General features: G+C 35.6%; 14 protein-coding genes, 1 pseudogene and 1 riboswitch. Of the genes and pseudogenes, 3 read left to right on the top strand and 12 right to left on the bottom strand.

Features of this window, described 5'->3' with window-relative positions; translation table 11 throughout:
- Positions 1 to 74: 74 nt before the first annotated feature.
- Positions 75 to 199, bottom strand: a riboswitch (FMN riboswitch).
- A gap of 207 nt (positions 200 to 406) precedes the next feature.
- The 4 genes from ACLHK8_RS08265 to ACLHK8_RS08250 form a co-directional block, all read right to left on the bottom strand.
- Positions 407 to 1476 (bottom strand): IS3-like element IS1163 family transposase gene (locus ACLHK8_RS08265; protein ID WP_156486344.1). Its coding sequence is split into 2 segments (ribosomal slippage): positions 407 to 1248 and positions 1248 to 1476, totalling 1071 coding nucleotides; the frame shifts between segments, so codons are not numbered across the junction.
- A 453-nt stretch (positions 1477 to 1929) separates the two neighbouring features.
- Positions 1930 to 4776, bottom strand: a complete 2847-nt coding sequence (locus ACLHK8_RS08260) for an LTA synthase family protein (protein ID WP_434520296.1) — start codon at positions 4774 to 4776, stop codon at positions 1930 to 1932.
- Positions 4777 to 4907: 131 nt separating this feature from the next.
- Entirely contained in the window at positions 4908 to 8195 is a 3288-nt protein-coding gene (locus ACLHK8_RS08255) for a CDP-glycerol glycerophosphotransferase family protein (RefSeq protein WP_063698060.1), read from the bottom strand.
- A 91-nt stretch (positions 8196 to 8286) separates the two neighbouring features.
- Entirely contained in the window at positions 8287 to 9489 is a 1203-nt protein-coding gene (locus tag ACLHK8_RS08250) for a CDP-glycerol glycerophosphotransferase family protein (RefSeq protein WP_434520295.1), read from the bottom strand.
- A 168-nt stretch (positions 9490 to 9657) separates the two neighbouring features.
- On the opposite strand from ACLHK8_RS08250, the gene ACLHK8_RS08245 reads away from it, so the two are divergent.
- Positions 9658 to 11181, top strand: a complete 1524-nt coding sequence (locus ACLHK8_RS08245; protein ID WP_063698062.1) for a DUF6056 family protein — start codon at positions 9658 to 9660, stop codon at positions 11179 to 11181.
- A gap of 61 nt (positions 11182 to 11242) precedes the next feature.
- Here the strand turns inward: ACLHK8_RS08245 and ACLHK8_RS08240 are convergent, their stop codons facing one another.
- On the bottom strand, positions 11243 to 12892 hold the full coding sequence (locus tag ACLHK8_RS08240; protein ID WP_434520294.1) for a hypothetical protein: 1650 nt from the start codon (positions 12890 to 12892) through the stop codon (positions 11243 to 11245).
- 214 nt (positions 12893 to 13106) lie between these two features.
- Between ACLHK8_RS08240 and ACLHK8_RS08235 the strand changes: the two are divergent.
- Positions 13107 to 14389, top strand: a pseudogene (locus tag ACLHK8_RS08235) (ISL3 family transposase).
- Between the two features lie 136 nt (positions 14390 to 14525).
- Here the strand turns inward: ACLHK8_RS08235 and ACLHK8_RS08230 are convergent.
- The 5 genes from ACLHK8_RS08230 to ACLHK8_RS08210 form a co-directional block, all read right to left on the bottom strand.
- The gene (locus ACLHK8_RS08230; RefSeq protein WP_063698472.1) at positions 14526 to 15614 is read right to left on the bottom strand and encodes an ABC transporter ATP-binding protein; all 1089 of its coding nucleotides are present in this window, start codon (positions 15612 to 15614) and stop codon (positions 14526 to 14528) included.
- Between the two features lie 20 nt (positions 15615 to 15634).
- On the bottom strand, positions 15635 to 16450 hold the full coding sequence (locus ACLHK8_RS08225) for an ABC transporter permease (RefSeq protein WP_063698474.1): 816 nt from the start codon (positions 16448 to 16450) through the stop codon (positions 15635 to 15637).
- A gap of 118 nt (positions 16451 to 16568) precedes the next feature.
- Complete coding sequence (gene ligA / locus ACLHK8_RS08220; RefSeq protein ID WP_063698476.1) at positions 16569 to 18590, bottom strand: NAD-dependent DNA ligase LigA; 2022 nt, start codon at positions 18588 to 18590, stop codon at positions 16569 to 16571.
- A gap of 14 nt (positions 18591 to 18604) precedes the next feature.
- A complete protein-coding gene (locus ACLHK8_RS08215; RefSeq protein WP_063698479.1) occupies positions 18605 to 19363 on the bottom strand; it encodes an exodeoxyribonuclease III in 759 nt (252 codons plus the stop codon).
- 151 nt (positions 19364 to 19514) lie between these two features.
- Positions 19515 to 21257 carry a thiamine pyrophosphate-dependent enzyme gene (locus ACLHK8_RS08210; RefSeq protein ID WP_063698481.1) on the bottom strand — a complete coding sequence of 581 codons (1743 nt, stop codon included), beginning with the start codon at positions 21255 to 21257 and terminating at the stop codon, positions 19515 to 19517.
- Between the two features lie 249 nt (positions 21258 to 21506).
- Between ACLHK8_RS08210 and ACLHK8_RS08205 the strand changes: the two genes are divergently transcribed.
- Positions 21507 to 22796: an ISL3 family transposase gene (locus tag ACLHK8_RS08205; RefSeq protein ID WP_320531988.1), complete on the top strand. Its 1290-nt coding sequence runs from the start codon at positions 21507 to 21509 to the stop codon at positions 22794 to 22796.
- Positions 22797 to 22885: 89 nt separating this feature from the next.
- On the opposite strand, the gene ACLHK8_RS08200 is transcribed toward ACLHK8_RS08205, so the two are convergent.
- Both ACLHK8_RS08200 and ACLHK8_RS08195 read right to left on the bottom strand, forming a co-directional pair.
- The gene (locus ACLHK8_RS08200) at positions 22886 to 23320 is read right to left on the bottom strand and encodes a universal stress protein (RefSeq protein WP_057772728.1); all 435 of its coding nucleotides are present in this window, start codon (positions 23318 to 23320) and stop codon (positions 22886 to 22888) included.
- 15 nt (positions 23321 to 23335) lie between these two features.
- A complete protein-coding gene (locus tag ACLHK8_RS08195) occupies positions 23336 to 24691 on the bottom strand; it encodes an Nramp family divalent metal transporter (RefSeq protein ID WP_057772754.1) in 1356 nt (451 codons plus the stop codon).
- Between the last annotated feature and the right edge of the window lie 17 nt (positions 24692 to 24708).

The following is a 24708-nucleotide window of genomic DNA, read 5'->3' as shown; positions in this document are numbered from 1 at the left end:
TTGTATCCATAAAAATAGCCTTTTATGCAGAATCAGAGCATAAAAGACCAATTGAATTTAAAGTACACAAATAACCCAATCTTCTTTATCTAGACTTTAACTATCGGTATCGGCATTTCACCGATTCAACCATCGCAATGATGGGTCGTGGACTGTATAACCACCGGTCGGGAATTTCACCCTGCCCCTGAAGACGAACCTTATTTAATTTTCAAATATTATGTTACACTATTTTTCTAAAAAAGACCAGTAATCTTACTTGCTAGAATGACTTTGTGCTACCTTTTAGAATTTCTGATCCCTTATTGCTTAACAGATAAGAACTACCATCGCTAGTAAACTGTAAACCTTCAAATTCCCGCTTAGCGCTAAATTGCTCCTATGTCAATAAATGGCACATCTTTTTCTAAACACTCGTTCTAATTCTGTCGGAATTAAACCAACTGATGTAATTTGAGGTTCGGATTACCAAGTCCTCAAAATTGGAAAAAGTTGTTTGAAAGGCAAACTCTCTCTTCAACAATGAGTGAAAAGCTTCAATTGGCCCATTATCATAAGGATAACCTTGTTTTGAGTATGAGTGGCTAATCTGATGCCGTTCAAGTAAAGTTTCAACTTCGTTGCTGGTGTACTGTGAACCCATGTCAGAGTGAAAATATTGTGGCTTTTGATGACATTCAAGCGCCTGATTAATCGTTTCTACAACTAACGTCGCCTCCATCTGACGACCAATCTTGAAAGCAAGAACTTGATGAACCTTTGGTTCGTAAATAGAACTGAGATAAACCCAGGTTCCTGGGCATAATTCCAAATAAGTAATGTCAGCACGCCATATCCTTGCATTGGGCTGGTGCTTGATTAAATTGGGGCGTTGTGAATGATCCACATGAGTGCCAGGTTTTTTAAATCGCCGATTCATTAAAGAGTGAATCTCCATTTCCCTCATTAATCGTAAAATTCGTTTTGACCCAACACAGATGCCTGACTTGCGAAGCACCATCGTTATTCGTGGATAACCATAGGCACGATAATTATTTTCCCAAATCAATTTAATTTTTTCTTTGAGCTGCTTATCAACACGTTCGTGTTGACTAGGTTGATATCTTTTCCAATGGTAATAGGTGCTGCGCGGTAATTTCAGTGCCGAAAGAATAATTGATAAGCGGTGTCGCAATAACTGATCTTCTATGAAGACAAGGCAATTAATTCGTCCTAATGCTTTCCCAGTAACACCGCCGCAGCTTTTAAAATTTCAAGTTCCTCCTTTAATCGCTGATTTTCCCTTTGAAGTTGTTTGAATTCTTTGGACGTTACTTCAGTACCGTCTTCTAGCTCAACTGATTTAGCGCCTTTAACCCAGTTATGAATTGCGGCTGGAGAAACACCGTATTCCTCGGAAAGCGAGCGAATAGATCTTTTCTCTTCACGATGCATCTTCACAATGCTGGCTTTAAAATCATCTTGATATCGTTTCATTGGAATGCTCCTATCTTGTTTTATTAATTATGGCACAACTGTTCAGAAATTTATGTACCAAATACTAGGATAGGAGCACTTTCGACTTAAATAATCTTCTTGTAAGTTACTTGCTCGTACTTTTAAACTGAATAAAAATAAAATACCAATGACAAATAAAATAAGGTCCATGCATTACACCTCTCAAACTCTTAGTATAAACCATCTATACGCTGACACGTATTCTACTATTATAAAACAAATTGACCCCACTTACTTTATTTAGTTTCATTACTTTTCTGTTACATCAAATCCATAACATGCCCACACTATGTGAGTTATTCAGGCGTTAAAATACATCTGAAGAAATGCAAGCCGACTCGACTATAGTAATGAACATACACAAAACGGTTTTAATCCCCCAACTAAAGGACTAAAACCGTTATTACACAAGATTTGACTTCCTAAACTTTTCTATTTTATAAACCCTTTATTCTTCAATGAATATTGCTTTCCCGCAGTAATATCATACTGAATTAGTTTATAATCTTTTAAAGTAATTTTTGCTTCTTTAGAAAGCTTTTTATAAGAAATATATTCTCCATTTTCTGCCATGTACTTATCTCGTTCCGCAGCTGGAACGTTATCATTTATTTTCGTTAGCAAAGCTATATATGGTGTTACTTTTGTATTCGTCTGTTTAAACATCATTGGTGTAAACATATTAGGTGAGACCACTTTTGTATGGTTTAACTTCTGGTGTTTAAAATTACTATAAATAAAATAATTAGTTTGATGTAACTTATTATCATATTTAGCTAAATTCTTTCCATTAACAAGTGGTCCTTCATATAGCCCTGGTAAATGATCCCCGTACCAAACAATTGTGACATGTTTTTTCATTTTTGAAACTTTATTAATTAACATTTTTAAATCATTATCCGTATAATTCAATCCTTGAGAATAGGATTCAATTGCCTCCAAACTAGATTTAGTCAAATTACCGGTTGCTTTAAAATCATTTTTATTATATGTTCCTAAATGGAACGGCATGTGATTCTGCATAGTTGCTAACTGAATAAATTGGCCTTTGCTTGTCGCGTTAATTTGCTTGAGCAATTGCCGGTAGGCAGAATCATCAGATACATATGGCGACTTTCCCAACTTACCGGTATAGGTTAATTTGTTTCCTGTAAAACTATAGAAACGTTGGAATCCAAATTTTTTAAAAACATTTGTCCTATTATAAGTCACTCCTGAATACGGATGAATAGCTGTTTTAGTTTTAAAATAATCTGTTATTACAGGCAGATTATCAACCTTTGGAACCAGAAACACGTAAGGTGTCACCATGGAAGGATCAAAATTGTTCATCGAAAGGCCAGTTAACGCTTCAAATTCAATATTAGCCGTCCCTCCACCATAACTAGGACTATCCATTAACCCTGAGGTATTTTCTTTTTCCACAGATTGTTCATAAGGAATTGGGTTTTTAGATAATTTAACAGTTGGCATCATTCTTGGATCTGCATAGCTTTCACTCAAAACGTAGATAACAGTCTGTTTTTTTAATGATTTGTTGACTCTGTTTTGATTAATTTTCCGAGCCACTTTTTTGTATTTTTTTACAACTTCATTCACACTAGCTTGAGAATATCCACTTGGTTCATTCATTGTTTTAATAATAACTGTACTCATAAATGTAATGGCGGGCCCATATTTTTTAGTGGACATTTCTAAGGCACCCGGGTGCGCACTAAATCCTGCATTACTCAATGCTGACATTAAAGGGCTACTATTCGTTACTTTTTTGTCTTCCCAAGAAATCAAATTCATTTTATTCTCTGTTTGAGCAAAAGCAAACAACAAGAGCGTAGATAGTAAAAGAACCCCTATCCTTACTGGCCAATGAAACATTGGCCCCTTTAACACAAAATGTTGCAACACAACAGACAAAATTATAACTACAATAAGTGCGGCAATGAGGCCATAAACCACTTCTAAGTTAACCATCTGAACAATGTCTGGCAAGGACTTAATCATTCCAAAATCTGGCCGGATGATCGGCTCATCACGTGCTATTAATTTAGCATAGTTTGCATAACTAAGAATCATCATTAGCATAATAAAAAGAAAATTTGAATACCAAAAGCGATTAAATATTCCTTGAACAAAAAGGTAAAGCAAAGCAATAATAATCAAATTTAACAATTCTAAATACAGAGAATTTCCTTGGCTATTCTGTAAGGCCACTAATCCAGAATCTAAAAACTGAGATCCGTTATAAATTAGGTAACTGATAGCTATTACACAAATTGCAATGGGTAATGTAATTTGCATATTTTTAATACCCAGATATTCTTTCGCAACACCAAGGGATTCAACCACTACTATTACTAAAATGACAATTAAAGTAATTAAATAAAATTCTAGTAGAGAATAGATTGTGGTTAAATTAGATACTTGTAGTAACGTATATTTAGTTAGTATTCCAAGAATTAACGGATTTAAAAAAATTAAACTAAGTCCTAAAAGTATTCTCGTAAATATTAGTCCGTTTAAATCTTTTAATGGTTTAGCCATATCTGGTAACAATTGATAACTCAACAAAGTTGCAACAGTTATTGCGATTAAAGCAGCATGAAGGCCCTGGTTATCAGGATGTTTCCATGTCATTATCAGTGTGATGGCTAAAACAATAATAAATAGTGGTAACAAAACATATGATTTAGAAGATTTATAATTTTCATTTGCAATATAACTTGAACCCAAGAATATCAAGAAACTCCAAATAATCATCAAAATTAGATTTCTACTAGCAAGAAAGGCAGAAAATAAAACGGCTATTATTCCAAGGGTGCTAAAGATCCAAATGACTATTCTTTGATTTATTTTACCGTTAAGCTGATGTGCACCAACCAGCAATATACTTCCAAAAAGAATAACCGCAACAATCCAGTAATTCTTTGTTGCAAAAGGGAAAAAACTTCTTATAAGCGCCGACTTCTGAATGCTTTGAACACTTAACGCAAAAATTAGCGCAGCAGTTGGTATTGTATAAGCCAGTATTTCTATCAGCAATTTCAACACACCTTTTATAGAAGCTTTCCTATATTCAATTGATGCACCAAGTACACAAACGATTCCAATAACTCCAACATTGCCGAACAAACTTCCAAATTTCAAAACTTCCTTTAGCATATCATTAGCCGAAGACATGTTAACGTTCAGCAAAAGCTTACTCATTACAGAAACTACTAAAAAAAAGATTGAAATTAAACCAAGTACTAAATTCTTTTTTGTTATTTTTGAAAAAATCATTATTCTTTACAACTCCATTTATTCCCAATAGATTCTATTTGCCACACATATTCTAAAAAAGTTGGATTTCAAGCTCATCGACACAAAAAATCGATGACTATTCACCCAACCATAAGTGTGCTTATATCGTGTTATTTAATATCTTTCCAAACTGCATCAATAACTTTTTTGGTAGATGTTCCATTTTCAATATATCCATACTTTTGATAGAATTGCTCATATTTAGTATTAGATATGCGTTTAACTTCCTCTATGTTTTGAACAGCCTCAATTAATTGCTTTGTATTGTATAATAACGGACCGGGTGCTTCCGCCTCAAAATCAATATAGAAGCCTCGTAAATTATCTTTATAATCCTCGTAATCATATACATAGAATAACAGTGGTTTCTTCGTAATTGCATAATCAAACATAACTGAAGAATAATCCGTAATACAAATATCAGCGAGCAAATACAACTGTTGTACATCCGAAAAGGTGGAAACGTCAATAAAAAAGTTTTTAAAATAATCCGGAATATACAGCTTTGTTTTAACAATAGCATGCTGCCTAAACAAAACAACGTAATCTTCATGCAGCGCATTGAACATTTCTTCAATGTTTAAATTCAGCTTAAAGTCTTGCTTCCCAGTACTTGTTTTTTCGTTATCTCTAAAGGTTGGCGCATACAAAATCACCTTTTTATTATTAATTCCCCACATGTTACGTAATTGTCTTAAGACCTCATTCTTCTTCGTGCTACTCATAAAGAAGACATCGTTTCTTGGATATCCCACTTCTAAGATTTCTGCCTTAGGATGAAATGCTGATTGAAATTTTTCTGTCGCATAACGGCTCGGTGAAACCAAGTAATCCCACTGCGAATTTACTTTATTCATCATTGGTACATAGCCATCATCTTTATCTGCAAAATCATCTACATCATTCATCATTTTTTTTAATGGTGTACCATGCCAAGTTTGCAAAAAAGTTGTGTGCCTTGGTTTATGAATATAGTGTGGAAAATTTTGATTGTTTACCCAATATTTGGATGTTGCTAGATAGTAAAAATATTCCCAACTAAAACGTTTTACAATCTTCAAGCGCTTATCTTTTTCAATATCATAACCATTATAAATCCAGATAAAATTATAATCCTTAAAAGTTGGATCAGTCAGCATCTGTTGATAAATTTGTTTTGGACTATCTGAATATTGTTTTCCAATACCACTTTCAAAAACAATCTGCCTTGGTCTTGCTGTAAAGAAAACTCTCATAAAGCCATAGATACGCCTCATAATTGGAAAATAATATTTTGACTTTCGGAACCTTACGAAAGCTTTATTAAAGATAAAGCCATATTTTATTTTTTCAAAGGTGCTTTCTTTTTTTGATTTTTGAATTCCTATAAATACTCGTTCAGAATTATTCTGATCTTTTTTGAACAAAAACTTACCAGACTTAATCTTGTTATTCGGTGAAATTTTGAAATCACGTTTTTCAGCTGTCCTGAGGCTTTCAATAACTTGATCCTCACTGTAGGCAACATCCCCTGGTAAATCTCTTTCTAGATTCAAATGAGAACCCTTTTTTCCAAGAAAACGAACTTGATCAAACTGATAATAAATAACAGCTTTATCGAGAAATGAGAAATCAAGTCCCACACTGGAATAATCAGTAATCATGACAGCAGATTCTTTAATCAGATCTTGCACCATTGCTTCGCCTTGGCTAATTGGTGTGACATAATCAGGAATACTAAAATAATGAAGGAATTGCTGAGCATTCGGATGTAAGCAAAACAGAATTTCATATCCCTTATCTGCTAACTCACGAAAGACTGGTCGATTAATCAAACTATTATACACATACAAATAGTTACTCTCTTTAAAAATATCATCATCACGTAACCAATCTCTCCATGTTGGAATGATTAGAATTTGTCTTTTTACTTTGTTACCCGTTTCAAACAGCCGATCGAATCTTGGTAGCCCCGAAACAATAACACTATCTTCTGGATACTTCAGATCATTCGTTACAATATTTTTCTCTCTTTCTGAACTAGTTACAAAAACATCAGCATAAAACGTATCAAACATTCTTCCATTGATATCGATAAGGTTTTTAGTGCCTAAAACACCGTGTTGCAAAAAAACGATCTTGGCTTTAATCAATTTCAAAAAATCATGATTGACTGTCGGTAATAAAAGTTTATAATCATGCGTCCCACAAATCACCTGAGCCAAATAAGCCACTCTAAAATGTTCCGCCGAATTAAACGTCACAACATGATCCATTGAATCGAAGTTGTCTCGATCTAAAGATGTGCTATCAATTACGTAGTAAGCGTTGATTTCAGGATGATTTTCTCTTAGATATTTAAAAAAGAAAAGTCCATTGTCCTGCGCTTTATTACTTTTTTCACCAATCAACCAAACATTCTCTTCCTTGGTCACTTCATGATGCAGGACATTTTGATAAGTTTCAAGAGCATCATCATCAAAGACATTGCAGTACATAGCTAAATTATTTCCCTTAAGTGTAAAATACGGCGTCAATTCCACATTGAGCTGGGAATCCTTTAGAATCATGTTTCCTTCTAATCCTTGTCTAACTCTTGCTCGCGGTCTACCCAAACGATGCTTTAAAGTTTCGTTATACCCTTCAACTTCTAAAGAAATATCAAAATCTATAACATCTCGTATATAATCAATATTCTTAACCACTTTTTTTAATTCATCACTAACAATATGGAATGAGAAATTATAGCGATGCCTGCTTAAATCAACACTAGAATTCCTATATTCCAACTTCCCAGGTAAGCGAACAATGTTCAAGGAACTCCTTAAATAAAAATCAATAAAAATTTTTTTTGTTTTCAAATAATTTGTCGTCAATGTCCCACTAATATCAATGGACTGATCACTAATCTTGAACTGACTAATGGTTTCTTGACGAACATAAGTGCTTGCAGGCAAATCGGTATTAAAAGTTAGCGCAAGAAAGCCATTTTTCGTAATGTACGGCGTTAGGGTATTATCACCTGCAATAAAAGTATGAAAATTTTTAATTTCAAGTTGTTGTTTTTTTAAATTAAATGATTTGGGCTCAAGTTTAAAATCCTCATTCTGAACAGCTCCAGGTAAAATTCCTTCATCGTTGTCTTCTTCCCCAGCAGACATGTCATCTGGCACGAATTCATCAAACACCTGAATATTCAACTTATTGCTTTTAATATTTTTTTGATTAAGTTCTGTAATTAATTGCTTGAGATCAATACAAAATTCATTCTCATGAATTGGGCTCAAAGTCTGAACCATATCTTCAGAATAAACAGCAGAAACATATAACTTAGTTATTTTCATTTTTGAAGTAAAGATTGATATTTTTAATTTATCATCTGTTTGAACAAGCGAAATATCATAATTAGTAGTGGTCAAAGTTTTTCCCCCTATGAACATAGACTAACTTTATTTTTATGCAACTCTTCCATATTAATCTAAGTATACGTCATAATTAAGGTTATATTTGTTAAGAAATTACTTTTAGAATATCTTTTGCTACGTACTCTGCGCTTTTACCAGAATGCAGGCTGCAAAATTTCTGGTAAAACTCTTCCAATTTGTTAGATGTAATTTTTTTCTGCCATAATTCTTTTTTAGTCAATGCTAGCAGTTGATCCTCATTCCAAGCAATTTCTCCAGGAAGATCTTTTTCATAATTTAAATAGAAACCGCGTAATTCATCTTTATACTCATTGTAATCATAAGGGAAAAAAATAATTGGCCGTTTTAAATATGCATAATCAAAGAATACTGAAGAATAATCTGTAATTAATAAATCGGAAACTAAATATAAATCAGAAATATCATGATATTGCGAAAAATCCAAAACCTTGTCATTATATTTACTCAAATCAAGTTGACCCACAATTAAATAATGCATCCGCAAAATTAAAACTGTATCTTCACCAATCTTCTCCAACAATTTATCAATTGAAAACGGCATTTGAAACAAATACTTGCCTTTCTCAGCAAACGAATTGTCGCGGTATGTAGGTGCGTACATGACTACTTTTTTTTCTAAAGGAATACCTAATTTCATCTTTAACTTCATAATATCATCTGCATTTGAATTAATTAGTTTATCATTGCGAGGATATCCCACTTCTAAAAATTTTTGTTGATAGTTGAACGCACTCTTAAAAATTTTGTTTGAATAGTCATTTGCCGAGACAAGTGCATCCCATCTATGAGTTTCTAACACAAAATTTTGATGATACTTTTCAGTTGTAGTATTGGGCATTGTCACATTTTTAATGTCCAAACCCAATTTTTTTAAAGGTGTTCCATGCCAGGTCTGTACATAGTATGTGAATTCAGGTTTTCTAATCCATTTAGGAACCCGTGTATTAATAACCCAAGCACGTGCTTTTTCCATGGCCAGGACCCATTTTAGACTCCGTCTAATGGCATACGGAATATGATGTTGCTCACAATAATGTTTTTGATCTAGTTTTATGGACCAAATACAGTTCACTTTTGGATTATCTTTCAATTGCTCATAAATTGCATAAGGTGAATCACTAACCTGTCGTCCACCAAAACTTTCAAAAACAATTGTCGGTTTGAAATATGGCCTAAAATTAATTTTCATGATGTTCCTAATAATAAACGTTCGTAATCTTCTAATAAAGTCTTTTAATTGATCCATTAATGAACTGATAATTCTCATAGGTAGTTCTCCCATTTTTTAAGGCTTAGAATTTTTTTATATTTCAGACATTCTTTGTTATACTTTAATATGCTTACCTCTTTTTAAGAAATAACAACTATAATTATATTGTGCTTTACTTATTTAGTAAATATTTATCTGCAAATTTGTGGGGAGGATGAATAAATCATGTCAGAAGTCAGTATTAATTCAAAATTTCAAAAACATCACACAGGTTACATCATAACATTACTATTTATTTTCTTTCTACTTTTAGCGGCAGTAACTCCTCTAAGTGGTGACGATTGGACGTGGTCCTCTGCCATTGGCTTACGCCGGCTTGCAACTGGTTTCATTGGTTATAACGGACGACTAGTTAGCAATGTGTTAGAAATAATCATTACACGTTCCTTTTTAATTCGTGTACTTTTATACGCCACTTTTAGTACTACTTTGATTGAATTAACCACTAAAATTATTTTTAACAAGCAACCAAGTAAATTCTGCCAGTACCTGTTTACCACTGGACTTTACTTAACAATCTCCACTCAAGTATATTCACAAACTTTTGGCTGGTTCGCAGGCTTTATTAATTATATTTTTGGAATGCTTCCGATTTTTTTCTTCATTTATTGGATAATCACACGCAAAACAACTTCTGAGAAGACCAGTACTATTAGCTTAGTTAGTTTATTCTTAACAGGACTAATCGCAAGTTTAATCATCGAAAATGTAACGATCTATTCTGTGTTACTAGCAATTGGCACATTAATTTATTTTTTCAAGAAAAACAAATCCAAATTATCAGGAGCCTTGGCTTATACTCTAGGTACCATTTTAGGTGCCGTTATCATGTTCAGCAATCCAATTTATATCTCTGCACTTTCAGGAAATAATAACTTTAGACACGTGTCGTTTGGTTCCGGAATGTGGATGAAGGTTTCTCAGATATATACAACTGCTATGTATAAATATGTCTTCCAAGAAAATGGCATTATTTTGCTCATCATCAGTGTTTGTCTGATTGTTTGCCTTTGGAAAAAACGATCCAATTTATTTGGCATTATTTATAAAGCCTTATTAACTTTTATTCTATTTGGCTATTCATTCTTTTCCGCGTTTATTCGTAATTTACTTCCTTCGACCAATTTTGATCCTATGAAAGTATCAAACATTCTGGCAATTCTTAGTATCATTTTTGTTGTATCACTTTGTCTATCACTAATTTTCATAAGTAGTGATTTAATTCGATGGAAACTATTTTTCTACATTCTTTCAGCTTTAGTCTTATCTGCTCCCTTTGCAGTCATAACTCCTTACGGTCCACGGTGTGCCTTCGCAACTATTTGTTTTATGATACTGGCAACACTTGAACTTGTAAATTACGTATTTACCTCAGAGAAAGAGGTTCATAACATAAACATATCCAAACTAGTGTTGACAGTATTTGGTAGTTTTTCAATGATTTTTTTGCTTGGCGTTATGTCAGCAAACGGGTATGTCAATCACGCACGTAACGCTAGTATCAATCAGCAACTGCATGATGGACATAAAACAGTCCATGTCTCTAGACTGCCATTTCAACAATATACGTGGGATACTTCCCCTAATCAAACGCGATTTCAGCATAAGATCTATATGGAACGTATGCATATGTTACCCGATGCACATAACTTAGTATTTGTACCCTTTAAAGATTCTAAAAAGTACTAATCTTACTAATAAAGAGGAACAGTCATGATAGGCTGTTCCTCTTTATTTACCATTATCAATATTATTTATCCGATAATTTATTTAGAACATAAGTTAACTTACCATCATGGAAATTTTTTACAGGTTTTAAACGTATGCCATATCGTTTTTCAATACGCATTGCGTCTTCTTTACTTATGGTCAGAATATAATCATATTTAGCGCGATATTCAGAATTAAGTTCTGTTATATTTCTGAGATATCCATATCTTTTTATAGGACCCATTCTGTCTGAAAATTCCGGCTTCTTCTCCTGTAAATTTAAATATTGTTTATGATTTATTGGTTTTTGGTAAACCCTAAAGTAGGCAAAGTTTCTAGAAACGGGATCCGTAAACAACCGACTTTTTATTTTATTTTCCATGAATTGATTGATTTTTTTAGTATTTTGCATTGAGAACTGTCTAATGTTGCCTGTTCGATAAGAGGAATTCGGTTGAAAATATTGATGAACAAAATTAGTCATTGGCAGTAATACTGTTAAAAGCAATAAAACTAACCAAACATATCCTGGTAAGTTTTTCACTACAACATACGTTCCCAATCCACATAAAATAATCAAAGGCACAGCCACTAAATTCCAGTGAGTATAGTTAGGCGTTGTAATCAGGGCAACTGGAATAAAAGTCACTAAAGCAATTACACAAACATTTTTTAAAAGCATCAGTTTTTCTGGTAATAGACGTTTATTCGCAAGGAATGCAATTGTAGTAAATATAACCAAGAGCCATGGAAAAATCATTCCAAAAGGTGCTGTTCCGTTTCGACTAAGTCCATCACTTCCTTGATAAAACATCTGACAACCAGTCAAAAAGTTGCGGACCATTGTGTGTAATAAATTCCCCGAGAAATCGATTAGCGATGAAGTTCGACTCTGAGGAAGGGGTGGAATATCAAACCAAAGAAACTTCACCGGCTGAGTAATATGTTTAATAAATATACTGAATGCAAAATAAATCAGAGGCAAAACCAAGACAAAAAGAATAGCAAAATATTGGCAAATTGAAGTGAACGTCAGTAGTGACCTTCTGTATAAATAACTCACTAATACCACCAGAAAAATCGGTAAATATAGCCATGTGGCGATATATCCATATGCTGATAAGCCTACTAGCAGTGCAGAAATAAAAAAAGAGAACAAACTACTCATTCGTTTTCTTGTACTAAAAGAAAATAATAACGATACTAGGCCTAGTCCCAAAACTACAGGTGCAATATTTGCATCCAGTACCCATCTTGACATCACAAACCAACCGGGAGAGGTCACAAAAATAACCATCATTAAAAATGTTGCTAAATAATTCTTGCTTATGAATAAAACGTATCCACAAATTAATCCAATTAATAACAAAGACAAAAAAACCATTGGAAAACGAAATGTCAAAAAGCTAAAACCGAAGAATTTAATGATCGGCCGTGCAATCAAACTATATAAAATCGATTGTCCTTGACCCCATGCTGAAGAAAAATATATTGGATACCTTAAGCCATGCATGTCAGTTCCAAAATGTTCGAAGCTAATAACTTCATTAGCATAATTTGCTTCATCTATAAATAAATTTGGAACAGATGCAAGCTTATAAAAAAGAAGACCCGCGTAAAAAATGAATAAAGCACTCGTTGCAATTAATAGAACTTGTTTTTTATGATTCCTCAACCAACTAATAGTCATATTTATCCCCCTAAAAAACAATCATACTAAATATTGTATCACAGCTTAACTATTACGGAATAGTAAACATTTTTGGCTCTATACTTTTTCCTGTTGATGAACTACCAATGTGGTAATCTATTAACAGGATTTTTTTGAAAAAAAAAGAGGCCCACAGGTCCCCACACACAAAAAAATCCACCCACTACAGCATCATCAAAGGATGTGAGAAACCATGAACCCTATAGATAATAATATAAAATTTTCACTCAGTATTAAAGACCCAAATGTTATTTTTTCAGTTATAAGCATCAATTCATAAAATCAAAACCTGCTAAAGTCTATGTTGCCAATGTAAAAGCCACTTATACAAGGTGTCCTCAATGTGGTTTTGAAAACTTTAGTCATAACGGACACTATGTGTCACGCGTTTCATATCCGTCGGCCAACGCTAGTGAGCCCGTCTATCTTGAACTTCATAAAGAACGATTAATCTGTAAAAATTGTGGAAACTCGGTAATGGCAACAACAGACCTCGTCAATAAGTATTGTAATATTTCCAAAGCTACCAGACAAAAAATATTCATGCATCTTCAGGATGATCGTACTCAGACTAGTATTGCTTTAGACAATAGTGTTTCTCCCAGTACCGTTTGTCGCTATTTAGACAACTATGATGATCTATTTCGGAGAAATTATCATTCTTTACCTGAGCACTTATCTATGGATGAATTTCGTGGTGTTGGCGGCGATTTCCACTTTCTTTGTATTAACGGTGATGGTGATCATGAAATTCAACAGATCCTACCGGATCGCTTTAAACAAACTATTATTGATTACTTTAATAAGTTTGACAGCACCGCTAGAAAGCAAGTAAAGACAGTTTCTCTGGACCTTAATAGTTACTATCAAGATATCGCCAGATTGGTATTTCCAAATGCCAAAATAATTGTCGATCGTTTTCATATTGTTGCGATGATGACTAGATCTTTTAACCAAAGTCGCGTTCAAATTATGAAAGAATACAAGAAACAATCCAAGGAATATCGGATGCTTAAATTCTCCTGGAAACTTTATTTAAAACACTTCGATGAGCTTGAGATTAAAAAAACATTTTTCGATCGACACCTTAGGAAACAAGTAACTCAACTCGAAAGAGTTCAGTTAGGTCTAGATGTTGATGAAAGACTGTTAAATACTTATAACGCCATGCAAGGCATTATGATATGTCTTAAAAATCACGACAAAGATGGTCTTGTTCAATATTTATATAACAACGATAAGCTTAGCTCGCAAATGAAAGATGTTTTAACCACATTTAAAAAGAATCTTGAAATAGTCCTCAATGCCAGTGAATCAAAGTATTCTAATGGTCCAATTGAAGGGATCAATAGAATGATTAAGCAAATTCAAAGAACTGCCTTCGGTTTCCGAAATTATCACCACTTAGTTTCAAGAGTTAAATTACAACAAATGAGAACCAAACCAAACAAAAAGACACTGTTAGAAGTTGCATAACTTCTAACAGTGTCCCAAATTCATCTATCAACAGGATTTGACAAAGAGCCACATTTTTTCCACACAAAAAAATCCTCTGCAAATAACTGAGGATTTGTGAAACAAAAAATAATCAGGTACGTTTTCATTTGAAGTTTTATTTAAACTGCTGCCCAGTCCCAGTTGTCTTAGGATATACCGGATGTAACAACACAGTGGGATCACTGATACTCTTGGTTACTGAGTGTCCAGAAACCGTTACAAACGCAAAGAAAACCATGACTACAAGAGCTGCAAAAATAATCCACTTACTAGCAGCTGTCATTTTACTTGGCAAGACTTCGCTGTAGAACAACTTGTGGGTCGCCTTTTTAGCCTCATGCTCCTCTAAGCCCTCTTTTTCCACGGTCTCTTTAGCAACTTGCTGTTCATAGGCATTAATATCAAACTTTAATTGCAATTGTTTTTGAGCTTTCTGATAATCGGATCGGCCTTTTTTGGTCTTTTTCTTAAAATCAGCCGAAAATTTTCTGTAGGCATTTACAACTTCTTCGGTATCACCCATCATGCGTAGCTCACCAAAATGAATCCACGCGGTACGATCGCATAACATTTCAACTTGTTTTAAGGAGTGGCTCACAAAGAGAATTGTTTTACCTTCTGTTTTAAACTGATTGATTTTATCTAAACATTTTTGATAAAAAGTATCATCGCCAACTGACAATGCTTCATCAATAATCAAAATATCCGGATTAATATGCACTGCAATGGCAAATCCCAAGCGAGACCGCATACCTGATGAATAGTCCTTTACAGGTTGATCAATAAAATCACCAATGTCTGCAAACTCAATAATATCATCACGAACGGCATCTATTTCCTTAAAAGTTAAGCCCTGCATAAGGCCTTTTAAACGAATGTTTTCAAGACCAGTCAAACTTCTTTTTAATCCTGCACTGATAGCTACTATTGAAGTATCCCCACGAACATCTACAAACCCAGTGGTTTGAGGAATTACCCCTGAGATGATATTTGACATCGTCGATTTGCCTGAACCATTCACACCGATGATACCGACTGATTCACCTTTATGAATGGTTAAACTGATCCCTTTTAATGACCAAAAATGTGGCACACTATCACTTTTTGAAAGATTAAAAAAAGACTTTAGCTTTTCACTTTTAGTTCTATATAGATCATATTCTTTTGTTACATTTTTTAATTTGATCTTGTATTCTTCGGCCATAATTACATTCTCTCCATTTTCTAAATCAAATCAACGAAATTAGCACGGAATTTGTTATGCAAGAATGTTCCAACCATCATTACAATAAAGACGAACATCCAAAAAACAATTGAGATGGTGAGATTTGGTTCTTGCCAAACCCACCCCTTATTCAACAGGGATTCTCGCATTCCATTAATCACATAATAAAATGGATTTAGTTCTAGAATTCGAATTAAGAGCGTTGGAAAATTTGATGTAGCGAAATTGAATAAGACACCACTCATATAAAATAGCATTCTCAAAATAGATTGTAGCGTAATTTGCCAGTCTCGAATAAGCACTGATACGGTTGAGTTAAAAATACCGAGTGCATACAAAAGTGCCATCATACAAATAAAGTAATAAATAAATTGAATCCACGAGATCGTTGGAAAAATATGATTAACAAGCATCAAAAAAACCGAGAACCCAAGCATCGTCCAGAAACTGGTTAAATTGCCGATGATTCTTATAGAGGGCAAAATACTAACTGGAAACTTCATTTTTGAAGCTAATCCAACTTCTTGGTACACACTTTTAGAAGCGTCCAGTACACTTCTATTCATAAATAACCAAGGGGTAATTCCAACAACCATCCAAGGTAAATAAGGCACACCTGGCATTGGGTCACCGCGCTTTAAGGCAACTCCAAACACCAAATAATAAATACCTATCTGAATAAGTGGGTTCAAAACTTCCCAAGCTAATCCTAAATAATGACTTTGGTAAGTGGCTCTATCGCCAAACTTTGCCATTCTTCGAATAATTTTAAAATTCTTGAATTGTTCGGAGATTATTTGAAACATTGTATGCATTTCCTTAACCCCTCGTAATATTAGACATTTGATAATTCACATTTTGATAGTATAGTCGTTTACTTTTAACACGTCAATAAACGCCCGGTAAATTACATATTCCTTTAGATTTCAATAATTAAAACTTATCTTCCAATTCACCCTCGCTCAACACATCAATTCCAAGTGTCTGGGCTTTGTCCAATTTACTACCGGCATCCGTGCCGGCAATTAGGAGATCCGTTTTTTTGGATACAGACCCCGTGACATTGGCGCCGAGGTTTTCCAACTTCTCTTTCAATTCTTCACGAGTATAATGCTCTAATTTTCCAGTCAGAACAATTTTTTTACCGTTAAAGTAATTATCCTCAACCTGAGTAGCAACTGGCCCATCATACGTCATGTTCACACCAGCAGCAGCCAAATCTTCAATAGTTTTCTGGGCAGCATCACTTTGGAAAAAAGTCACAATATTAGCAGCTAAAATACCGCCAACCGCATTAATTTCAGTAAGCTCTTCTTCTGAAGCTTGTGCCAATTTGTCCATGGTTAAAAAATACTCGGCCAGGATTCGTGCCATTTTGGTCCCAACTCCAGGAATCCCAATGCCGTTCACTAGTCGCTCTAATGAATTTTGACGACTATTAGAAATTGCTTCTAATAAACTGTTAATTCGTTTTTCTTTGAAATTATCTAACTTTGCCAATTCATCAGGGTCTAATGAATACAAATCAGCAAAACTGCGTACCAACTTATGATCAAAAAAGACTTGAATCAAACGCGGCCCTAAGCCATTAATGTTCATCGCATTTCGGGACCCAAAGTGTTCTAACCGAGCCACCATCTGCGCTGGACAATCTGGGTTAATGCAGCGTAATGCCACTTCACCATCTAAATGAACCAAATCACGCTCACAAGAAGGGCATTTCGTTGGAATCTGTAATGGCTGACTATCAGCCGTTCGTTTGTCCAAAATCACTTCTGTAATTTCTGGAATAATATCTCCGGCTTTATGTAACTTGACTGTGTCACCAATCCGCACACCCTTAGCAGCAATCTGGTCAACATTATTAAGCGTTGCCCGAGCCACTGTGGATCCGGCTAATTGGACAGGGTCCATGATGGCAGTGGGCGTCACAACACCAGTTCTGCCTACAGTCCACTCAATCTGACGAATGACAGTTAAAGCCTCTTCAGGTGGAAACTTATACGCAATTTCCCAACGAGGTACTTTAACAGTATGTCCCAGCTGAGTTTGTAAATCCAAATCGTTCACTTTCAGCACAATTCCATCAATTCCGTAAGCTAATTGATCACGTTGATCCTGATAGTCATCAATAAATTGCCAAACTTCATCAAGATTCTGACAAACGCGCTGAGTTGGATTTGTATTAAATCCAAGTTCTGCTAAAACATTGATAGCATCATGCTGCGTTGTCACCTGCAAATTATCAAAGGTACTGATCGTATATATGAAAGTATCCAAATTACGTGCTTTGGTTACCTTCGTATCTAACTGTCTTAAACTACCGGCGGCTGCATTTCGTGGGTTCGCAAAAACAGCTTCACCACGTTCCTCTTGCTGCTTATTTAAATCTGCGAAGGCCTGCTTTGGCATGTAACATTCACCACGAACCTCAATCGATACTGGCTTGGTAAGTGTTTGTGGAATTGAAGTGATTGTTTTCAAATTTTTTGTAATATCTTCACCAATCGTTCCGTCACCACGCGTAGAGCCTTGAATTAATTGGCCATTTTCATAAACTAACGAGATTGCCAACCCATCAATTTTCAATTCCACGTTGTAAGGGACCGCATACCCAACGTTTTTTTGGATTCGATTATCAAACTCAACAAGTTCCTCTTTAGAAAAAACATCCCCCATTGATAACATAGGAATATCATGTCGGACCTTGGTAAACCCACTAAGCACTTCGCCACCAACTCGTTGAGTGATCGAATCCGGCGTCACGATAGAAGGAAAGGCTGCTTCTAGATCCTGTAAGTCACGGTATTTTTCGTCATAAACGTGATCTTCAACTTCAGGATTATCTTTTGTGTAATAATCTGAACTCCATCGATTTAAAGTTTCTCGTAGCTGTTGAGCGGCGTCACTTGCCTCTTGTTCAGAGTAATCCGTAATCAGTTTTGGTAAAGCCATTTTATTTCCTCCAACTATGGTAATGCAATGTCGAGTTCAACCGGACAGTGATCAGATCCAAAAATTTCGTTATGAATCTTGGCATCCTGTAACTTGGTTTGTAAATCGTTTGAAGCCACGAAATAATCAATCCGCCATCCGGCATTATTATCACGGGCATGGAATCGGTAACTCCACCACGAATAAATATCAGCCTTGTCAGGATAGAAGTAACGAAATGTGTCCGTGAATCCGGCATTTAATAACCGGGTAAATTTTTCGCGTTCCTCATCTGTAAAACCAGCATTATGATGATTTGTTTTATCATTTTTAATATCAATCGGTTTATGAGCGACATTTAAATCCCCACAAAAAATGACGGACTTAGTTTGGGCAAGCTTTTCAACGTACAATCGAAAGGCATCATCCCAAGTCATTCGATAATCCAACCGTTTTAATTTTGTTTGTGAATTTGGTGTATAGCTAGTGATCATATAAAAATCTGGATATTCTAAGGTAATTAAACGGCCTTCGTGGTCATGCACATCAACATCCATACCGTATTTCACACTAAGTGGTTTTGTTTTGGTAAAAATAGCGGTCCCTGAATAACCCTTGCGATCCGCATAGTTCCAGTATTGATAATAGCCCGGCAAATCTAACTCCAGTTGACCCTCTTGCATTTTTGTTTCTTGAATACAAAAAATATCAGCATCAAGTGCCTTGAATGATGTCATAAAATCATGGGTCACAGCGGCCCGAATGCCATTTACGTTCCAAGAAATTAGTTTCATAATTAAATTACCTCTTTATTAACATTGATGTTCCTTTGCTTAGAATTATACCATTTTGCTTGAGTCTTCTTAAAGGTATCCTCTTTCTTTTGTAAAACTTCAGAAAAAGACTCCAAAGAAAATAATTTTCTTTGGAGTCTTTTGCATATTTCTACATATCTTTCAAAATTTCAGACAAAGCAGGTTGTCCAAATATATTATAAGTTTTCTTAAATCCATCAATCGTTGCTTGATCAAACTGATCTGGATCTAATGGCATAAACGAAGTGTCAACCGGATCCACATTTTTAATTTTGGCATCCACAACAATTGGCTTCGTATTACCGTTTTTTTGCAATTCATCAATCTTATTGAACGTTTCGCTCAATGATTTCTGATCAGTCACTGTAAAGCCAATGGCACCCATATTTTCAGCAATGCCGGCCCAGTTAGCACCCAACAAATCGATACCGTATGGTGCTTGTTTAGCTGCAAGTTTTTCATGCTGAATAAATCCAAAGACTTTATTTTCCAAAACAACATTCACTACGGGTACTTGGTATTTCACTTCGGTCAACAAATCTTGCATGACCATCGCGTAGCCACCATCACCAGAAATTGTGAACACTTGACGATCTGGAAAACTTAATTTACCGGCTAATCCAGATGGCAATCCGTAACCCATGGTGGCAAACCACGAAGATAGCGTAAATTTCTGATTCTTATTTAATGGGAGTTGACGAACGGCCCATTCAGTATTATTACCAACGTCCGCTCCAAAAATAGCATTATCATCAGCATGTTGTTTGATGGTTCTCATGACAGCTTCTGCAGGCAACCCTTCAGAATCGTCATCTGCCAACGTATCCAACCACTTGTCCCAGTTTTGTTTATCCAAACGAGCGGCCTTCAAGAATTTAGTTGGTGCAATAGTCACCTTGCGATTAAGTAATTCTTCTAAGAAACCTTTTCCATCGCCTAAAATTGCTAAATCTACATCACGCTGCTTACCGATATCTGCCGCATTGTTGTTTACTTGAATCACTTTCACGCCATCTGGTAAGAAACGTAAGAATGGATAGTTAGTTCCGACTGAGATAACTAAATCTGCCATCTGAGAAGTTTCAAATCCAGGTTTAGTCCCTAAACGTCCACGAGAGCCCATAAAGTTAGGATGATCAGTTGGCATTACACCGGTTGCCGGCACCGTTGACAAGACTGGCAAACTGTATTTTTCAGAAACTGCAACTAATTCTTTTGTTGCCCCTTTCAGACCAACTCCGGCCCACATAATCGGATGTTTCGCGTTTTGAATAGCTGCGACAACTTTATCAATCGTTGCTTCGTCAAATTTAGTTTGCATTTGTTCTTTGTAAATTGGGGCCGTTTTGAATTCAGCAAAGTCGATATCTTGGCCAGATAAGTCATCTGGAATAATTACAACTGCTGGGCCTTTATGAGCGTACGCTGCCCGAATTGCTTGATCAACCACATAAGGAATTTGTTGGGCGCTGACCACTTGTTCATGAAAAACTGAGACATCCACAAACATTGAATCTTGATTCATCTCTTGGAAAAATGAGGTATTCATGACGCCTGTTGCTGACTGACCCACAATTGCCAAGACTGGCGCATGATCCATTTTCGCATCATATAAGCCATTAAATAAATGAGTGGCTCCGGGTCCAGCTGAACCAAAACTAACTCCAATTTTGCCAGTTAGTTTTGCATCTGCAGAAGCTGCCAAGGCCCCCACCTCTTCATGGCGAACCTGAATATATTTAATTTTATCTTTTTCTTGGTACAAACCATCCACAGTATTATTGATAGAATCAGCTGTAATTCCGTAGATATGGTCTACTTGCCAGCTTTCTAATACTTTCGCTAAGGCTTGTCCTGCTTTCATTTTTGTCATGTTTGTTCTCCCTTTAGTAGTTAATCTGGATTCGTGTGCTTACTTTTCGTAAGTAGTTGAATTTAGTTTACTCACTTTTCTTGCAAGAAGCAAGCATTTTTATCCAAATTCTCAAATACAAAAAAATAAAGTTCATTCGGCGTGAATGAACTTTATTTGGGTCTACACTTTCTGGTATTGGTGAATAACTAATACCGGTTTTTTGTCTGTTTTGAAAATCAGAAAAATAAAAAAGGACATCTGTCCTCTTTGTGCTACGATTTAATCGCCAAAACAAATCGAAAAGAGGAAATTCAGATGTCCCTAACTAATTCTATCTTATGCTTATTCGAAATAACAGACCCAAACTTAATTGTCACTGGTATTTCTAAAGAACGGTGTTCCACAAACCAACGTATTCATGTCGTCCATGCAACTTTGTCTTATCAACTTTTAAAGTGCCCACATTGTGGCCATAAAAGCTTAATTAAAAACGGAACTCACATGAGTCACCTGCGTTTAGGAACCTTATCCGGTGGTCGTTACGAAATGCATTTAAAACGTCAAAGATACCAATGTAAAGATTGTTCAAAAACCTGTGATGCTAAAACTAAGTTGGTTAATCGTAACGAAACTTTCACACATAATATCAAACATCAAGTGATCGTTTTGGCACGCGATATGTTGACGAGTAAAGAAATTACTAAACTTTGTGGAATTTCGCCAAGCAGTGTTCAACGAATCCTAAATGCCAATATTCACTTAGCCTATCGTGTTAAACATCTCCCAGAGAATCTTTGCTTTGATGAATTTCGTTCCTGTAATCACTGGATGTCCTTTAGTTGTTGCGATGCCGTTAGTCATCGCCGAATTGTTACTTTAAAAGATCGGCTAAGTAAAGATATCATTGACTACTTTGAAGCTCGTTTTTCGGTTCAAGAACGTGCCCAAGTTCAATCAGTGACGATTGACATGAATGCTGAATATGGCAGCTTCATTCATCACTTATTTCCCAATGCGGCCACGATTATCGATCGTTTCCATATTATTCAACTGGCTGGGCGTGCCTTAGATAATGAACGCACGCAGACCATTCGTACTATCCAAGATAAGCATTCACGAATTTATCATATTTTAAAATCTCAATGGCGTTTATTTCATCTTGATGAAATAAAAGTTAATGATTCTAAGGCTGTTTATTTACGCGGAATTAACGAGTATATGACGCAACAAAACGCCATTGATTTAGCTCTAGACGCTTTTCCCAGATTTAGATCTGTGTATCAAACCTATCAAGGTATCTTAAGTGCCATACACCAAAAGGATGCTAATGCGTTCCAATCCTTACTTACTAACTACCAACCCACTAGTAATCAAATGGACATAACGATCAACACGTTTATCAAAAATGGTTCAGCCCTTCTAAACAGTTGTCGTTATCAATTTTCCAACGGTCCAATTGAAGGACTTAATCGTAAAATCAAGGCATTAAAGCGTAACTGTTTTGGTTTTCGAAATATTGACAACTTCTTTATCCGGATTAGTTTAATTCATGAGTAAACAAAAAGCACATTCACCGAAGTGAATGTGCCGTTCAAAATCTCCACCAATACGATTTGACAGAGACCCCTTTATTTCTAATTCAGATTTCATCGAACAACTAAAACTGAAACTGGCGAATATTTAGCCATATAAGCGGCCTGACTGCCAAAATGCTTTTCAATTCCAGACTTGGCTTGTGCGCCAATTACCAATAAATCAGGGTCAACATCTGGGATCACGCGTTCCACGATAACTTTCCCCGGGTTGCCATCCGCTACAAAACTTGTGACCTCTTTTATACCAAATCTTTCGGCAACTTTTTTATATTTTGCAAGGTGTTGCTTTATTCTTTTTCGCTGAAGATCTACATATTCCTTGCTTAGAGCCTCGTATACATTCATATCCGCGGGCTCCAGGACAGAAACAATTGCCAAACTTGCATGATCATTTTTAGCCCGATTCATTGCATATCGGAAAGCTAATTGTGCGTCTTCCGAATCGTCCACACCAACTAAAATCTTTTTAAATTCTCTCGGATTCATAAAATCCCCCCAATTTTAAAGTGATGACAGAGACTGCCAAACAATTTGAATGTTTAAAATCGTTAAAACAATTGTACACAACCATGCAAGGACAGTAATCCACATCTTATTAACGAACCGGTTACCCATAATCTTTTTTGAAGAAGTGAAAATTGTTAATGGAATCATTGAGATCGGTAACGCAACAGACAAAAATACCTGTGAGTTGACCAATAAACTGTCGAGGGCACTTTCTTTCCCGCCATACAGAATCGTGCAAATTAAGACTGGAATGACAGAAATTAATCGTGTAATCAACCGGCGTGCCCATAAAGGCATCTTCATATGAATGAAACCTTCCATAACAATTTGACCAGTTAACGTCCCCGTAATGGTTGAGTTTTGTCCAGAAGCTAAAAGAGCAACCGCAAATAAGATGCTAAGGACCGGACTTGCCACTGCCCCTGCTAACTGATTATCTTGAAGTGCATTATACAAAGAAGTGAATGTTCCAAGTCCTTCACCATGACCAAAAAATAAGGCTGCACCTAAAACCAAAAGCAAACAATTAATTACAAAAGCCCCTGTTAACTGAATATTTGAGTCCCATGTAGAAAATTTAACAGCTTCCGCAACGGCATCCTCGTCATTATGATCAATTTTACGAGTCTGCGAAATTGAAGAATGTAAATATAAGTTATGTGGCATAACCGTGGCACCGACAATCCCAAGCGCCATTGTTAATTCACCTGGATGAATAATTTGTGCTTTCGGTATAAATCCACCAAACATTGCTGCCCAGTTTGGATTAGACACACCGACTTCATACGCAAACACCGCCAGAATGACAACAATCAAAGTCACCACAATGGCTTCAATTTTTCGAAATCCTAATTTTGTTAAGAGCAATAATAACAAAACATCGAAAACGGTCAGACCAACTCCAATAACTAGTGGAATTTTAAAAAGTAATTCTAACGCAATCGCACCGCCAATAACTTCAGCAATATCTGTCGCACAGATTGCGGCCTCAGTAGTCAACCACAAAATGATTCCCAGAACTTTTCCAGTATGCGCTCGTGTGGCTTGTGCCAAATCCATCTGTGTCACAATTCCCAGTTTAGACGCCATATATTGTAATAACATCGCGATTAAACTTGAAAGCAAGATCACAGACATGAGCAAGTATCCAAACTGCGCACCCCCACCAATTGATGTAACCCAATTACCGGGATCCATATACCCAACTGCTACCAAAGCACCCGGACCCGAGAAAGCCATTAACTTCTTAAAAAATCCACCATCTTTAGGAACTGGTACCGTACTATTTATCTCCTCCAAACTGGGTCCATTCGCATAAAACAATAACCCGTGTTTTTTTCCATTCCCCATATTTTCTAACATCAAAA

The sequence above is a fragment of the Pediococcus sp. M21F004 genome, assembly GCF_051122535.1.
GTDB classification, from domain to species: domain Bacteria; phylum Bacillota; class Bacilli; order Lactobacillales; family Lactobacillaceae; genus Pediococcus; species Pediococcus inopinatus.
The sequence above is the reverse complement of the archived record's forward strand: the minus strand, read 5'-3'. Positions and strand labels throughout refer to the sequence as shown.

Bases quoted from the DNA above. Each gene is read 5' to 3' on its own strand.
- ACLHK8_RS08240 (WP_434520294.1), bottom strand. From the start codon at position 12,892: ATGACTATTAGTTGGTTGAGGAATCATAAAAAACAAGTTCTATTAATT.
- ACLHK8_RS08245 (WP_063698062.1), top strand. From the start codon at position 9,658: ATGTCAGAAGTCAGTATTAATTCAAAATTTCAAAAACATCACACAGGT.
- ACLHK8_RS08200 (WP_057772728.1), bottom strand. From the start codon at position 23,320: ATGAATCCGAGAGAATTTAAAAAGATTTTAGTTGGTGTGGACGATTCG.
- ACLHK8_RS08250 (WP_434520295.1), bottom strand. From the start codon at position 9,489: ATGAGAATTATCAGTTCATTAATGGATCAATTAAAAGACTTTATTAGA.
- ACLHK8_RS08260 (WP_434520296.1), bottom strand. From the start codon at position 4,776: ATGATTTTTTCAAAAATAACAAAAAAGAATTTAGTACTTGGTTTAATT.
- ligA (WP_063698476.1), bottom strand. From the start codon at position 18,590: ATGGCTTTACCAAAACTGATTACGGATTACTCTGAACAAGAGGCAAGT.
- ACLHK8_RS08215 (WP_063698479.1), bottom strand. From the start codon at position 19,363: ATGAAACTAATTTCTTGGAACGTAAATGGCATTCGGGCCGCTGTGACC.
- ACLHK8_RS08195 (WP_057772754.1), bottom strand. From the start codon at position 24,691: ATGGGGAATGGAAAAAAACACGGGTTATTGTTTTATGCGAATGGACCC.
- ACLHK8_RS08230 (WP_063698472.1), bottom strand. From the start codon at position 15,614: ATGGCCGAAGAATACAAGATCAAATTAAAAAATGTAACAAAAGAATAT.
- ACLHK8_RS08210 (WP_063698481.1), bottom strand. From the start codon at position 21,257: ATGACAAAAATGAAAGCAGGACAAGCCTTAGCGAAAGTATTAGAAAGC.
- ACLHK8_RS08225 (WP_063698474.1), bottom strand. From the start codon at position 16,450: ATGCATACAATGTTTCAAATAATCTCCGAACAATTCAAGAATTTTAAA.